This window comes from Sutcliffiella deserti, from assembly GCF_020037475.1.
Taxonomy (GTDB): Bacteria; Bacillota; Bacilli; order Bacillales; family Bacillaceae_I; genus Sutcliffiella_A; species Sutcliffiella_A deserti.
This window is the reverse complement of record NZ_JAIQDB010000001.1, coordinates 794990-810459: the sequence shown is the minus strand read 5'-3', so window position 1 is coordinate 810459 and position 15470 is coordinate 794990. Positions and strand designations below refer to the sequence as shown.

At 36.6% G+C, this 15470-nt stretch carries 14 protein-coding genes and 1 other annotated feature; of the genes, 12 read left to right on the top strand and 2 right to left on the bottom strand.

Annotated features, from left to right (window positions below):
- Window positions 1-241: 241 nt before the first annotated feature.
- The 7 genes from K9B36_RS03980 to K9B36_RS03950 all read left to right on the top strand — a co-directional run bounded on the left by K9B36_RS03980 (window position 242) and on the right by K9B36_RS03950 (window position 7367).
- Window positions 242-1225 (top strand): ABC transporter ATP-binding protein, encoded by a 984-nt coding sequence (locus tag K9B36_RS03980; protein WP_223700697.1) that lies wholly within the window; start codon window positions 242-244, stop codon window positions 1223-1225.
- A complete protein-coding gene (locus K9B36_RS03975) occupies window positions 1222-2247 on the top strand; it encodes an ABC transporter ATP-binding protein (protein ID WP_223700696.1) in 1026 nt (341 codons plus the stop codon). Before K9B36_RS03980 ends, K9B36_RS03975 begins: the two co-directional genes overlap by 4 nt.
- Window positions 2248-2358: 111 nt before the next feature.
- On the top strand, window positions 2359-4041 hold the full coding sequence (locus tag K9B36_RS03970) for a peptide-binding protein (RefSeq protein WP_223700695.1): 1683 nt from the start codon (window positions 2359-2361) through the stop codon (window positions 4039-4041).
- Between the two features lie 160 nt (window positions 4042-4201).
- Window positions 4202-5152 carry an ABC transporter permease gene (locus K9B36_RS03965; RefSeq protein WP_223700694.1) on the top strand — a complete coding sequence of 317 codons (951 nt, stop codon included), beginning with the start codon at window positions 4202-4204 and terminating at the stop codon, window positions 5150-5152.
- Between the two features lie 14 nt (window positions 5153-5166).
- The gene (opp4C, locus tag K9B36_RS03960) at window positions 5167-6084 is read left to right on the top strand and encodes an oligopeptide ABC transporter permease (protein ID WP_223700693.1); all 918 of its coding nucleotides are present in this window, start codon (window positions 5167-5169) and stop codon (window positions 6082-6084) included.
- 209 nt (window positions 6085-6293) lie between these two features.
- Window positions 6294-6521: a hypothetical protein gene (locus K9B36_RS03955; RefSeq protein ID WP_223700692.1), complete on the top strand. Its 228-nt coding sequence runs from the start codon at window positions 6294-6296 to the stop codon at window positions 6519-6521.
- 96 nt (window positions 6522-6617) lie between these two features.
- Window positions 6618-7367: a YjbA family protein gene (locus tag K9B36_RS03950; protein ID WP_223700691.1), complete on the top strand. Its 750-nt coding sequence runs from the start codon at window positions 6618-6620 to the stop codon at window positions 7365-7367.
- 69 nt (window positions 7368-7436) lie between these two features.
- Here K9B36_RS03950 and trpS read toward each other — a convergent pair whose 3' ends face one another.
- Window positions 7437-8429, bottom strand: a complete 993-nt coding sequence (gene trpS, locus K9B36_RS03945; protein WP_223700690.1) for a tryptophan--tRNA ligase — start codon at window positions 8427-8429, stop codon at window positions 7437-7439.
- A 71-nt stretch (window positions 8430-8500) separates the two neighbouring features.
- Window positions 8501-8739: a binding site (T-box leader), on the bottom strand.
- Window positions 8740-8779: 40 nt separating this feature from the next.
- Complete coding sequence (locus tag K9B36_RS03940) at window positions 8780-9157, bottom strand: DUF3899 domain-containing protein (protein ID WP_223700689.1); 378 nt, start codon at window positions 9155-9157, stop codon at window positions 8780-8782.
- Between the two features lie 330 nt (window positions 9158-9487).
- Here K9B36_RS03940 and K9B36_RS03935 point away from each other — a divergent pair, with 330 nt between their 5' ends.
- The 5 genes from K9B36_RS03935 (at window position 9488) to K9B36_RS03915 (ending at window position 15314) form a co-directional block, all read left to right on the top strand.
- The gene (locus K9B36_RS03935; protein ID WP_223700688.1) at window positions 9488-11179 is read left to right on the top strand and encodes a peptide ABC transporter substrate-binding protein; all 1692 of its coding nucleotides are present in this window, start codon (window positions 9488-9490) and stop codon (window positions 11177-11179) included.
- 158 nt (window positions 11180-11337) lie between these two features.
- Complete coding sequence (opp3b, locus tag K9B36_RS03930) at window positions 11338-12267, top strand: oligopeptide ABC transporter permease (protein ID WP_223700687.1); 930 nt, start codon at window positions 11338-11340, stop codon at window positions 12265-12267.
- On the top strand, window positions 12267-13274 hold the full coding sequence (opp3C, locus tag K9B36_RS03925) for an oligopeptide ABC transporter permease (RefSeq protein WP_223700686.1): 1008 nt from the start codon (window positions 12267-12269) through the stop codon (window positions 13272-13274). Before opp3b ends, opp3C begins: the two co-directional genes overlap by 1 nt.
- Window positions 13275-13297: 23 nt before the next feature.
- Window positions 13298-14365, top strand: coding sequence for an ABC transporter ATP-binding protein (locus K9B36_RS03920; RefSeq protein WP_223700685.1), 1068 nt, complete (start codon window positions 13298-13300; stop codon window positions 14363-14365).
- 1 nt (window position 14366) lies between these two features.
- Entirely contained in the window at window positions 14367-15314 is a 948-nt protein-coding gene (locus K9B36_RS03915; RefSeq protein WP_223700684.1) for an ABC transporter ATP-binding protein, read from the top strand.
- Window positions 15315-15470 lie beyond the last annotated feature (156 nt).

The window sequence follows — 15470 nt, the reverse complement described above, 5'->3', positions numbered from 1 at the left end:
ACAGACGATAATTATTTTCCGATAATTTAGTTTTTACAGTTAATTTCAATTTACTACTGTAATAAACAGCATGGAAAGCCTCTAATTGTTGAATGCAAACAGATTAGAAAATAGTAGTTTAATAAATTTGTAATATTAACGTTAAGATTAACAGATAATTTTAATGTAGAATTTACAGATTGGAATTACTGATACATCAAACAGACCATGCATCGAAAGAGAAAAGGATGGTGAGGGCTAAATGTCAGCTTTATTAGAGGTGAGAAACCTACAAACTCACTTTTTTAGAAAAAAGCAAGCTATTCCAGCAGTTGATGGTGTAGACATTTCCATTAAAAAGGGAGAAACAGTTGCACTAGTTGGAGAATCAGGATCAGGAAAATCAATCACTTCACTTTCCATAATGGGTCTAGTACCAAGTCCTGGAGGAAAGATTGTTGGTGGAGAAATCATATTTGATGGTCAGGATCTTGTGAAGTTTACAGAGAATCAGCTTTGTAAAGTTCGTGGGAACGACATCTCCATGATATTCCAAGAACCGATGACTTCGCTAAACCCAGTACTTACGATTGGGGAGCAAATAACAGAAGTATTAATACTTCACCAAAAAATGTCCAAAACAGCTGCCGTTAAGAAAGCAATCGAGATGTTAGAAATGGTTGGGTTCTCAAGAGCGGCTCAAATTATAAATGATTACCCTCACCGCCTATCAGGTGGAATGAGACAAAGGGTAATGGTTGCAATGGCAATGAGCTGTAATCCTAAATTGCTTATAGCAGACGAGCCTACAACTGCGTTAGACGTTACCATACAAGCACAGATTTTAGATTTAATGAAAGACTTAAGTCATAAATTTGATACATCCATTCTTCTGATCACTCACGACTTAGGTGTTGTTTCGGAAGTAGCAGATAGAGTAGTTGTTATGTATTGCGGGCAAGTAGTAGAAGAAGCATCTGTTGATGACTTGTTTGATGAAGCATTGCATCCTTATACAGTTGGATTAATGAATTCCATACCAAGTATCGACGGAGATGTTTCAAGACTTGAATCGATAAAAGGCAACGTGCCACCGCCAACAAATTTACCACCTGGGTGTCGTTTTGCACCTCGTTGTCCTCATGCGTTTGACAGATGCTTTGCTGAAATTCCGACGCTTGAAAAGAAAGAAGGAAACCGTTCGGTTCGATGCTTCTTATATGATGGGAAGGAGGCGCAAGCATGATATCAACAGAAACCCAAAATTCAGATCAAGTACAAACAGACAATGCCTCCGAGAACCTTCTTGAAGTCAGAGGATTAAAGAAGTATTTCCCCATAAAGGCAGGCTTGCTGCAAAAAAATGTAGGAAATGTTAAAGCAGTTGATGATATTAGCTTTTATATTAAAAAAGGCGAAACACTCGGGATTGTTGGAGAATCAGGCTGTGGGAAATCAACAGCTGGAAGAACATTGATTCGACTTTATGAACCAACTGAAGGTGAAATCATCTTCAAAGGTCGTGATATTTCGAAAATGAGCGAGAGTGAACTTAGAAAAACCGTAAGAAAAGACATTCAAATGGTCTTCCAAGATCCATTCGCAACACTTAATCCAAGAAAAACCTTACGATCAATTTTGAAAGAACCTTTTAATACTCATAACTTATTTACTCCAAAAGAACGCGAACAGAAGGTGCAAGAACTTTTAGCCAAAGTAGGGCTTGATCCTTCTTATATTAATCGATATCCACATGAGTTCTCTGGTGGACAACGTCAGCGGATTGGAATAGCTCGTGCACTAGCTCTTCAACCGGAATTAATTATTGCGGATGAAGCAGTATCTGCACTGGACGTTTCTATCCAAGCGCAAATTATAAACTTAATGCAGGATCTGCAACAGGAAATGGGATTATCTTATATATTCATCTCCCATGACCTAAGTGTAGTGAAACATATAAGTGATAGAGTTGGAGTTATGTATCTAGGTAAGATGATGGAGTTGTCTAGTAAAACGGACTTGTTCAACGAACCTCTTCATCCTTATACACAAGCACTGCTTTCAGCTGTACCTTCCACACGCCGTAAAGGTCAGGTTAAGCGTGAGCGAATCGTTTTAAAGGGAGAACTCCCGAGTCCGGCAAATCCGCCGCAAGGCTGTGTTTTCCATACAAGATGCCCGGCAGCGATGGATGTTTGTAAGCAGGTCATACCGAAGTTTCAAGAAGTTAAACCTGATCATTATGTTGCTTGCCACCTTTACGAATAGGTGGCAGGTTCATAAAATATATACCCTTTGAAAGGGGGAGATAACCACTAGAGGAAATATTCTTTACCTTTCATTATCAGAACATTTAAAATTTTTAAGGGGGAATTAAACGTGAAGCAAAAATCATTACTATTAATCGCTTTAACATTAGTGCTTTCATTGTTCTTAGCTGCTTGTTCATCTAACAATACAGCAGGTAACAATAATAACACTAATAGCGGAAACAACAATAACAACACTGGTACACCAGCAGAAGAGGAGCCAGCAGACAACAACGAACCACAACAAGGTGGAGATCTTGTAATCGGTTCATCTGGTAGCCCTACACTTTTCAACACTCTTTACTCTGCAGATACTGCAAGTTCTGCAATTGAAGGTTTTATCTATGATTCACTTGTTGGCGGAAACACTGAGTTCGAACCAGAATTATCTATGGCTGAGAGCTGGGATCAAACAGAAGATGGTCTTGTGCACACATTAAAACTTAAAGAGGGTCTTACTTTCCATGATGGTGAGCCTGTAACTTCTGAAGACGTTAAATTCACTTATGATATTCCATTACACGAAGACTATGATGGTCCACGTAAAGGATATTTTGAAAGAATTGAATCTGTAGAAATCGTTGATGAATTAACAGTTAAAATGACTTTAAGTGCTGTTGATCCAGCATTCCATATCACTTTAGGTTACGGAATTCTTCCTCAACATATCTTAGGTGATGTTCCTGTTGCTGAATTGGGTGAGCACGAGTTCAATACTAAATCTCCAATCGGTTCTGGTCCATTCAAATTTGTTGAGTGGGTTGACGGTCAATACGTGAAAGTTGAAGCTTTTGAAGACTACCACGAAGGTCGTCCATACCTTGATACACTTACTTATAAAATCGTAACAGATGCTGACCAATTATTAACTCAGTTAAATACTGGTGATGTTCAGTTCTCAATCGTTCCTTCTACTGACCTTGAAACTGTTCAAGAGTGGGAAGCTCAAGGAGCATTAAAAATCGAATCTGGTTTAGCTCTTTCTTACACTTACTTAGGGTATAACCTACGTAACCCATTATTTGAAGATGTAAAAGTACGTCAAGCATTAACTCATGCTATCGACAGAGAAACTATCGTAGCATCTGTAATGAATGGCGACGGTGAAGTAGCGCACTTCCCAGAATCTCCATTAAGCTGGGCGTATGATGATTCATCAACACCTAAATTTGAGTACGATCCTGAAAAAGCAAAAGCATTACTTGAAGAAGCTGGATGGACTGCTAACGCAGACGGAATGCTTGAAAAAGACGGCGAACTATTTGAGTTCGAATTAAAAACTAACCAAGGTAATAAAGTACGTGAAGATATCGCAGTTGTTGTTCAACAACAACTAAAAGAAATTGGAATCACTGTAACACCTAATATCATGGAATGGTCTGCATTCTTAGCGGATGTTAACCCTCCTGCATGGAAATTCGATGCTATCATCTTAGGATGGAGCCTAGGAATTGATCCAGATCCAAGTGGTATTTTCCACTCTAAAGAAATTGAAGAAGGTTTAAACTTCATTGGCTATTCTAACGAAAGAGCTGATGAGCTTATGGACTTAAACATGAGCACAATGGACCAAGAAGAGCGTAAAGGATATATTGTTGAAGTTAACAACATTATCGCTGAAGAGCAACCTTACACATTCTTGTACTATCCAAACGTACACCGTGCTATGCCTGCTAACTTAGAAGGATACACGTTCCATGCTAAATCTGACTTCTACAAAATCAACGAATGGTGGTTATCTGACGCAGAATAATATCTGTTGTTAGAGGATAGGAGGGGAGGGAGCAATCCCTTTCCTCTTTTCATGAAAATTGACAGTAATATTGGATGGTAAAGATTTACGCCCCAGTATTTATATAAAACATTCACGTTTAGACTCCGCTTAAAGTAAAGACAGAAAAGGAGAATCAGCTATGATCTCATATATCATCCGCCGTTCTTTAATGGCTATTCCCTTACTCATAGGAATTACGATACTATCCTTTGCTATTATTCAAATGGCACCAGGTGGACCGTCTTCTCTTATGATGGATCCTAATATCAGTCAAGAAGATTTAAAGAAATTTGAAGAGCGTTATGGTTTAAATGATCCAGTTCATGAACAATACATTAAATGGGTAGGAAACATGGTTCAGGGGGATTTTGGTACGTCTTTAATCCGCCGTGGTGTTCCCGTTAGCGAAATGATTATGAACCGCTTGCCCAATACGCTATTGCTAATGTTTGTCTCCACTATTCTGGCAGTTGTTATTGCAATACCATTTGGAGTAGTATCTGCAAGAAAACGTTATACATTAACAGATTATTCAGTAACAGTCACTTCTTTCCTTGGACTTGCTACACCGAACTTCTGGATTGGTCTGATCTTAATTATGGTTTTTGCTGTTCAACTAGGTTGGCTTCCAACAGGTGGCGTAGCTACATTAAATGCTGACTTTAGTATAATTGATCGAATACAGCATCTTATCTTGCCTGCATTTGTATTAGCTACTGCAGACATGGCTGGGTTAACCCGTTATACCCGATCAAGTATGATTGAAGTAATTGGACAAGATTATATGCGTACAGCTCGTGCTAAAGGAATCAAAGAGAAAAAGGTTGTATACAAGCATGGTTTGCGAAATGGTTTAATACCTGTAATAACAATCTTTGGTTTAATGCTTCCTTCCTTTATTGGAGGAGCAGCAATAACAGAGAAACTTTTTGCTTGGCCAGGAATTGGTTTGTTATTTGTTGATTCCGCCTTCCAACGTGATTATCCAGTCATTATGGCACTAACAGTAATTTCAGCGGTCTTAGTAGTTGTTGGTAATTTAATTGCTGACATTCTCTATGCAGTTTTTGACCCGAGAATCGAATACTAGAAGGGGGAACATCGATGCAAACTCAAACATCGCCTCAACCAAATAATAATAATTTATCGTTAGACCCCAATATTAAGAATAAACCGGATACTTTAACAAAAATTATGGTTCGAAAGTTTTTAAGAAATAAACTTGCAGTAATAGGAACCGTTATTTTAAGTATCATAGTTTTCGGAGCACTTTTTGCTCCATGGTTAACGCCTCATTCCTACAGTGATCAAAACCTGTTGAATAAATTACAGTCACCTGGTGGAGAACACTTGCTTGGTACGGACCGTTATGGTCGAGATGTTTTCTCTCGTCTTTTACACGGGGCACGTATTTCCTTATTAGTAGGATTTGCTTCTGTAATAGGATCCATTACAATCGGTACAATAGTTGGAGCAGTATCGGGATATTTTGGAGGAATTATTGATTCCATTTTAATGAGAATCGTGGATGTTATTATTTCTATCCCTTCATTATTCCTTCTTATTACACTTGTAACTATTTTTAGCCCAAGTGTAGATAAATTAATCTTAATTTTTGCATTAACTGGATGGACAGGTACAGCACGTCTGGTCCGTGGTGAATTTTTATCACTAAGAACGCGTGAATTTGTATTAGCTTCCAAGACAATTGGAACAAGAAGTTATAAGATAATATTTGCTCATATCTTGCCTAATGCACTTGGACCTATTATTGTTGCAGCAACATTGGGAGTTGGGACAGTTATTCTTGCTGAGTCTGCTTTAAGTTATTTAGGACTTGGAATTCAACCACCAACACCAAGTTGGGGTAACATGCTGCAAGATGCACAGAACTTTACTATCATGTTAAAACACTGGTGGTATCCATTGTTCCCAGGTTTAGCAATCTTATTTACAGTATTAAGCTTTAATTTTATAGGTGATGGTTTACGCGATGCACTTGATCCAAAAATGACCGAATAAAGAAAAGTCAAGATAATATCTTGACTTTTTTTTTTTTTGCCTTTTTAAAAATACTTTCTAATAGAAGGTGAGCAAAATTATGAATTAAATCGCCCAATTATCCATTACATTGTCATCATCTACTTTTTCTTTCATAAAGTAATAGTACAAGAATGGACAAGGAGTTCGGTGAATATGAAAAACGACATTCTCTTAATGAGTGATGGCTGATGATAAGGAGCTTTTTTTTCTTAACTGGATTTGGAATTGCTGTAGCCGGAGGGATTAGTACTATAGCTTATTTAAATATATTAGCAACTGGCACAAATTTACTGGAATTTATGCTCTTTATAATTTCCAGGCCTGAATGTTATCTTCTACCTTTAGGTATTATTATAGTTGCTATAAGTCTTTATTTACCTAAAACGGATAAACCTATATTTAGAAAAAAAGAGTAAATTGATAAAAATATCTGGGCAAAATGGAATAATATTGAACTTCACTGCCAATACTGTTGGATAAATAAAGAGTAGATGTGAAGTGAGGGGTTTGATATGTTATATCTTCATGACGTATGGGTAAATTGGTTTGAAGGAGAAGAAAACGGGTATAATATTTGCCATTTTCACGAGTGGAGAAAAGACGATAGTGTGGAATTACTAGACCAAGTTCCATTGCTGAAAGTAGAATCTGTTCTGTTCAACTACATTGAAAACGACCTCCAAGAGCTACCTCAATCTTTACTAGAAGAGATTTTTCAAAAAGGATACATTCGCAAAAACCATGAACGAATTCAGTTGGACTATTGTTTTGTTGTTTCTGACGGACAAGGTATATTAGCTGTTGATACTATTGGCTATAATATTCCAATCAGAAAAAGCAGACTTATTCCTAGGCAAGAACAATTGGTATATGACATGATCGAGAATTGTGATTGTTCGGTTTTTTCATTTTCACCATCCTTAAAGACAGAAAAGGACTATCATATATTATCTCCTTCTCCAGAGATAATGAATGGTTTAACGAGAAAAGAACGACAACTGAAGCAGTTGCTGTTCATGGCTCTTGACCAATTAAAGTCGACTTGTAATGTTGCAGAGGTTCGTTATTGGTATACAGAGTGGAATCCACTTCATTACAGGGAGATTCAAGAAATGTCTTTTGAAGAAGTATGGTCTCAATTATTTGAAGAAACAAGACATGGCTGGTCCTTAAAGCATCAGTATTTTTGTGAACATCTAGTAAAAGGCCAACCATTTTTTGAAAAACTTTGGGAGCTTGAACAGCATCCGAAGGTAAATTGAGAATTGTTTTCCTAGGGAATAAAAAAGAGGGGATTGAGCTAAAAAGCCAAATCCCCTCTTTTTTTGGTGCTATCTGTTTCTTTTTCTTCCTAAGCCCATTGCGTTTTCTATTTTCGCTAATGTTTTTCTGGCTACTTTATTGGCCTTTTCAGCACCTTCATCCAAAATTTGATCTAATCTTTCTGAATCGATTAGTTCGTAATATTTTGTTTGAATTGGTTCCAATGTATTTACTACTACATTGGCCAAGTCTCCCTTAAATTCTCCATACCCCTTGCCCTCATAATTAGCTTCAAGTTCAGCAATTGATATATTTCCTAGAATAGAATAAATGGATAAGAGATTAGAAACTCCTGGTTTATTTTCTTTATCAAACTTTACAATACCCTCTGAATCAGTAACAGCACTTTTTATTTTCTTTTCCAGTTGCTTAGGGGTATCCAATAAAGAAATAAATGATTTTTGATTTGGGTCCGATTTGCTCATCTTTTTGGTTGGCTCGGCCAAAGACATTATCCGAGCTCCAACCTCCGCAATTTTCACTTCAGGAACAGTGAGTATTTCACGGTACTTTTTATTAAATCTTTCAGCAAGATCTCTAGTTAATTCCAAATGTTGTTTTTGATCCTCTCCAACTGGTACTATATCCGTATTATACAGGAGAATATCAGCTGCCATAAGTGGTGGATAGGTTAATAGTCCAGCTGCAACGGAATCTTTTCCAGAGGATTTATCTTTAAATTGCGTCATCCTCTCCAGTTCTCCGATATATGCAATGCATTGCATCATCCAACCAAGCTGAGCGTGTGCAGGAACTTCTGATTGTATAAAAAGTGTTGCCTTTTCTGGATCTAAACCAATAGCAATATAAAGCGCAGCAAGTTTACGTATATTTTTCCTCAACTCGGTAGGGTCTTGCTGTACGGTAATTGCATGCTGATCGACAATGCAAAAATAACTATTGTAATCTTCTTGTAAATCAACAAACTGCCTCATTGCACCGATATAGTTCCCTAAAGTTACATTTCCGCTAGGTTGTATACCTGAAAAGATTGTTTTCATTAAAGTTCACTCCTCAATAAATGGTAAAAATTTGAAAATTAGAGGCACAAAAAAGCCCATTCACCCCTAAAAAAAGGGACGAATGGACCGTGGTACCACCCTTATTATTTCATGCAATAGTATGCAGAAATCACTACACCTTATAACGTAAGGAAACGTCTTCGCCTACTGCTTAATTAACAAGAATATAATTAAGCTTTTCAGCTTGATGCTCAAAAGTCCATTCCTAAACATTAGTTGTTTGTTTACACCAGCCACAAACTCTCTAATAACTAACCCGTTTAGTACTAATCTTTATCATCGCTATATTTTTAAAATTTCATTTATTATACCGTAAATTTAGTTAACTATCAACTATTATAATAGACCAATAAGGAAAAAAGCATACATAAAAACAGTAAAGAAGAACCTATTATCATTGGTGAGACATGTATTGGATCTAATAATTCTGAAGGGTCACGCATTTCATTTCTTATATCTTGTTCCAATTCTTTATCAGCTTGTCGTGAAGCGAAAACTTTTCTGAAACCATAGGTTATGCCATCAAAAAAACCGTTTTGTGTTACAAGTATTAACAAAGAGAAGGACAGTAAAGTTCCAGAAACGAAAAAGGATGTATTAATGAATACAAGCAATGAGAAATTATTATAATAAATAACTCCTACAATTATAGATAGAAATAAAAGAATAACAAAATAAATTAGACTATGTTTCGTTAGTTTTTTCATAAATCCTCCTGCGAAAATTTGAGTACTAAATTGTATTGTAAAGAAATGAATAAAAAATAACAAATTTATAAAGAATATAACAAGAAATAGAAAATACATTTTGTAAAATCCAAGAAACATTTGTAAAGTATTTGTAATATTAACCACTTTAATGTTACGAATATTATAGGTCTAAAGTACTATTTTTGTAATGCTAATCCCTGAATTATCAGTATTTTGTAAAATTGTTGTTAAATAAGTGTATACACAATGTTTAGAAAACTTGTATAATGAATATTGTCACCTAACAACACAGACAAATTTCGACAGAATTTTTAGGAGGTCAAGGAAATGAAAAAGTCAAAATTTTTAATGCTTTTAGCGCTTTCACTTGTACTTAGTGCATTTTTAGCTGCATGTGGCGGTGGAAACAATGCGCAAAACAACAATGGTCAAGGAGACGAACTTCCTGCAGGTGAGGGAGAAGCAACCGGACCACAAATACTTAATGTATTAGATTCTGCTGAAATTCCTACGATGGATACTGTTAAAGGAACAGATGCAGTTGCATTTAATGTAATGAACAACGTTTTTGAAGGTCTTTACAGACTTGGAGAAAATGATGAAGTTGTAGAAGGTGTTGCAACTGGACATGAAGTTAGTGAAGATGGGATGACTTATACTTTCACACTTCGTGAAGATGCTGTTTGGTCAAATGGAGATCCTGTAACAGCAGAGAACTTCGTTTATGGATGGCACCGTGCTGTTGATCCTGAAGTAGGATCAGAATATGGACCGTATATGATGAATGGTAAAATTCTTAATGCTACTCAAGTATCTGCTGGAGAACTACCTTTAGAAGAACTTGGTGTCAAAGCATTGGACGAACATACTCTTGAAATAACATTAGAGCAACCTGTTGCTTATTTCGAATCTTTAATGACATTCCCTACATTCTTCCCACAACATCAAGGTTTTGTGGAAGAACAGGGTGATCAATATGCTTTAGAATCCGATACGCTTATCTATAATGGACCATTTGTTTTAGACAACTGGGAGCATGAAGTAGGCTGGAAAATGAAAAAGAATCCAGATTACTGGGATGCAGAAACAGTACAATTGGATGAAGTTAACGTAAAAGTAGTAAAAGAAGTATCAACTGGGGTTAACCTTTATACAGCTAATGAAATTGACATTTCACCAGGTTTAACATCTGAGTTCGTTGAATTATACAAAGAAGATCCAAATGTAATCTCTTACTTAGAGCCAACAATTTTCTGGTTCAAAATGAACCAAACGAAGAATGAAGCTCTTGCAAATGTAAACATCCGTAAAGCTTTATCGATGGCTTTCAACAAAGAAAACTTAGCGAACATTGTTCTTAACAATGGTTCTGTACCAGCTAATTATGCTGTACCTGTAGAATTTGTTCAACACCCAGAAACTGGGGAAGACTTCCGTGCAGAACACGGCGCTTTCAATGAATTTGATGTAGAGAAAGCACAAGAATTCTGGGAAACAGGTCTTGAAGAGCTAGGAACTGATGCGGTGACTATTGAGATTCTTGGTGGAGATACAGAAACAGCTAAAAACATGCAAGAATACCTGCAAAATCAGTTCCAAACTAACTTACCTGGTTTAACTATCAATTTAAAAGAAGTACCATTTGCACAAAGACTTGATCTTGATTCAGAGATGGATTATGACATGCAATTAGGTGGTTGGGGTCCAGACTATCTTGATGCAATTTCTTTTGCTAACCTATGGATGACAGACGGCGGAAACAATAAAATGGGTTACTCTAACCCAGAATATGACAAGTTGTTGAATGATGTTATGACAACTTATGCTAATGATCCAGTTCAACGTTTCGAAGCTATGCAAGAAGCTGAGCGCATTCTTCTAGAAGAAGATGCTGCGATTGCTCCAATTTACCAACGTGGTACTACAAGATTATGGCAGCCATACGTACAAAACGTATATCGTCACAATTTCGGTCCAGACTTTAGCTATAAATGGGCATACATTTCTGAGAAAAACTAATTAATTTATTATATTGAAATAAAATAATTACTTTTCAAATTTATAAAAAGAGAGTATATTGATATATATACTCTCTTTTTCCCTTGTGTGGAAATTGTCGAATAATAGAGAAAATTAGAGACAGTTTATCTATTCAGAAATTTTTAGGAGGTGCAAAAATGACTAAGTACTTGTTGCAACGAATTTTATTTATGTTTATCACCTTATTTCTTATCGCTTCATTTACATTCTTCTTAATGAAACTTATGCCAGGTACTCCATTTACAATGCAGGAAAAAATGTCAGAGGCTCAAAGAGCTATTTTATATGCAAAGTACGGCTTAGACGATCCTGTTCCTGTTCAGTATGCAAAATACATGCTAAGTCTTGTGCAAGGAGACCTCGGAATTTCCTTCCAATACGACAATAGAAGTGTAACTGACTTGATTATGCAACGTATTGGTCCATCTGCTCAATTAGGTTTTCAAGCAATGCTAGTAGGTACAATATTTGGGATCTTATTAGGTGTCATTGCTGCACTTAATCAAAATACGTGGCTTGACTATGGGTCCACTATTTTAGCTATATTAGGTAAATCTATTCCTTCATTTGTTTTTGCAGCATTATTGCAATATTATATTGCTGTTAAACTTGGATGGTTCCAGGTAGCCTTCTGGAACGGTTGGGATTACACGGTCCTTCCTACGATTGCCTTATCTATGTTCCCGCTCGCAATTGCAGCGAGATTTATGAGAACAGAAATGATTGAAGTATTAGGATCGGATTACATCACTTTAGCTAGAGCAAAAGGGGCAACCTCTTTTGACATTGCATTTAAACACGCGTTAAGAAATGCATTAATACCAGTTGTGACCGTTTTAGGTCCACTAGCTGTTAGTTTAATGACTGGTACATTAGTAATTGAAAAAATATTTGCAGTTCCGGGACTAGGGGAGCAGTTTATCCGCTCTATTACAACAAATGATTATCCCGTAATTATGGGAACGACCCTATTCTTCGCTGCTTTATTTATTGTAATTGTACTAGTAGTTGATATTCTTTATGGAATTATTGACCCGCGTATACGTGTAGCAGGAGGTAAAAAATAATGAATAACAACTATGAAGAACTTCCTAAGGAACTATTTAAACCAGCCGCACAAGATCCAAATAAAAGTGAAAAAATTTCAAAACCTAGCCTAACGTATTGGCAAACTGGCTGGTTACGTCTGAAGAAAAATAAAGCAGCGATAGTTGGAATATTTATTTTATTAATTATTGCTTTCTTAGCTATCTTTGGACCATTTATGAACAGTCACGGTTTTAATGATCAGGACGTCTTAAGAGCTAATTTACCTGCCAAAGTACCAGGCATTGAGAACTTAGGGATTCTTGATGGAACGAGAAATGGTGTTGATGTTTATGAGCAACGTGAAGTTACAGACTACTTTTGGTTTGGTACAGATGGGTTAGGTCGTGACCTATGGACTCGTATTTGGGAAGGTACAAGGGTATCTTTATATATCGCTTTACTTGCAGCATTCATTGATATGGTCATTGGGGTTGCTTATGGTGGTATTTCTGCCTATTACGGCGGACGAGTTGATAATATTATGCAACGTATTATTGAAGTGTTAGTTGGAATACCTAACCTTGTAATCGTTATCTTAATGGTATTAGTTATGGACCCCGGAATTATAGCGATCACAATCGCTCTTACGATAACAGGCTGGGTCGGAATGGCACGTGTTGTAAGGGGACAAGTTTTAAAACTTAAAGGACAAGAGTTCGTATTAGCTTCTAGAACCTTAGGAGCCTCAGATAGAAAGATTATCACTAAGCATTTATTACCTAACGTTGTTGGTGTTGTTATTATTAACACGATGTTTACAATTCCAAGTGCTATATTCTTTGAAGCATTCTTAAGCTTTATTGGCTTAGGGTTACAAGCACCTATGGCATCTTTAGGAACATTAATTGAAGATGGTTATAAATCATTACAAATATTCCCACATATCATGATCTATCCAGCAATTATCATAAGTGCACTTATGATTGCTTTCAACCTTGTTGCAGATGGTATGCGTGATGCATTAGACCCTAAAATGAAGGACTAGTATAAAGGTAGGTGAAATGAATAATGGAAAAAATTCTTGAAGTAAAGAACTTGCACGTTTCTTTTGATACATTCGGTGGAGAAGTTAAAGCAATCAGAGGGGTTAACTTTGACTTAAAAAAGGGTGAAACCTTAGCGATTGTTGGTGAATCTGGTTCCGGTAAATCAGTTACCACTAAAACGATTATGCGTCTTTTGCCTAAGAACAACTCCAAAATAAAAAATGGAGAGATATTGTTTGAAGGAAAAGACCTTACCAAGCTCTCTGAAAGTGAAATGCAAAAAATTCGAGGAAAAGATATATCGATGATTTTCCAAGATCCTATGACTTCACTTAATCCAACTATGACTGTTGGGAAGCAGATTATGGAAGGAATTATCAAACATCAAAATGCCAGCAAAAGTGCTGCAAAGGCAAAAGCAATTGACCTATTAGATTTAGTAGGAATTCCGATGCCGGAAGAACGTTTTAAGCAATACCCTCATCAATTCTCTGGTGGTATGAGACAGAGGGTAGTCATTGCAATATCGTTGGCATGTAATCCAAAAGTGTTGATTGCTGATGAACCAACAACAGCACTAGACGTTACGATTCAAGCTCAAATCCTTGACCTTATGAAAGACTTACAACAAAAGATTGATACATCCATTATCTTTATTACCCATGATTTAGGTGTTGTGGCAAATGTAGCAGACCGAGTAGCTGTTATGTATGGTGGACAAATTATTGAGATGGGAACAGTAGATGAAATTTTCTACAATCCTCAACATCCGTATACATGGGGATTAATCAGTTCAATGCCTGATTTAGAATTAGGAGATGAAGCGGAATTATATGCTATTCCGGGTACTCCACCAGATTTGACTGATCCACCAATTGGGGATGCATTTGCAGTTCGAAATGAATTTGCAATGCAAATTGATATGGAAATGGAACCACCAATGTTCCAGATTTCTAAAACACATTTTGCGAAAACTTGGCTTTTGCATGAGAATGCTCCACAAGTTGAGCCGCCACTCGCAGTTCAAAGACGGAGACGTCACATGCCTAATAACTTCGATAAGCCTGTTATGATAAAGGACGGTGAATAACATGGCGACAAATGAAAAATTATTAGAAATTCGTAACCTTAAGCAATATTTTAACGAAGGAAAGCCGAATATGGTTCGTGCAGTGGACGGTTTGAACTTTGACATTTACCGTGGAGAAACTTTAGGTTTGGTTGGAGAATCTGGTTGTGGTAAATCGACAACAGGTCGTACGATTATTCGTTTATACGATGCAACCGACGGAGAAGTACTCTACGAAGGTGAAAATGTTCACGGCAAAAAATCAAAAAAAGAATTATTAAAGTTTAACCGTAAAATGCAGATGATTTTCCAAGATCCAAGTGCTTCTTTAAATCCAAGGATGACGGTAGCGGATGTTATTGCTGAAGGTATTGATATTCATGGACTCGCTAAAGATAAAAAGGAACGGATGCAAAAGGTATATGATCTTTTAGAAACAGTTGGTTTAAATAAAGATCATGCTGGCCGTTATCCTCATGAATTTAGTGGTGGCCAGCGTCAACGTATTGGTATTGCTCGAGCGTTGGCAGTAGACCCTGATTTTATCATTGCAGATGAACCGATATCAGCCTTAGACGTATCCATTCAAGCGCAAGTAGTAAATCTAATGAAAAAACTGCAAAAAGAAAAAGGATTAACATATCTGTTTATCGCTCATGATTTGTCCATGGTTAAATATATAAGCGACAGAATAGGTGTAATGTACTTTGGGAAAATAGTTGAGCTTGCGGATAGTAATGAGCTCTATAATAATCCGCTTCATCCGTACACAAAATCACTATTATCAGCTATTCCACAGCCAGATCCAGATTCTGAGCGGACACGGAAGCGTTTTGCCTATGACCCTAAAGCTCATGGTTATGGTGAAAATGAACTGATTGAATTAAGAGAAGTTAGACCTGGTCATTATGTTTTATGTTCCGAAAAAGAGTACGAGCAATATAAAGCAGAAGATAAAGGTAATGTATAGAGACACAAATTATAACCGATCTCAACAATTGAGGTCGGTTATTTTCTATATTCCGTCTAGCATTGTACATAGCAAAATAAATTCCATAATAAGATGAAGCAATATAGGAAAAACGTTAGATTATGAAGCTCCTAATGTCTTGAAAATTATTGGGAT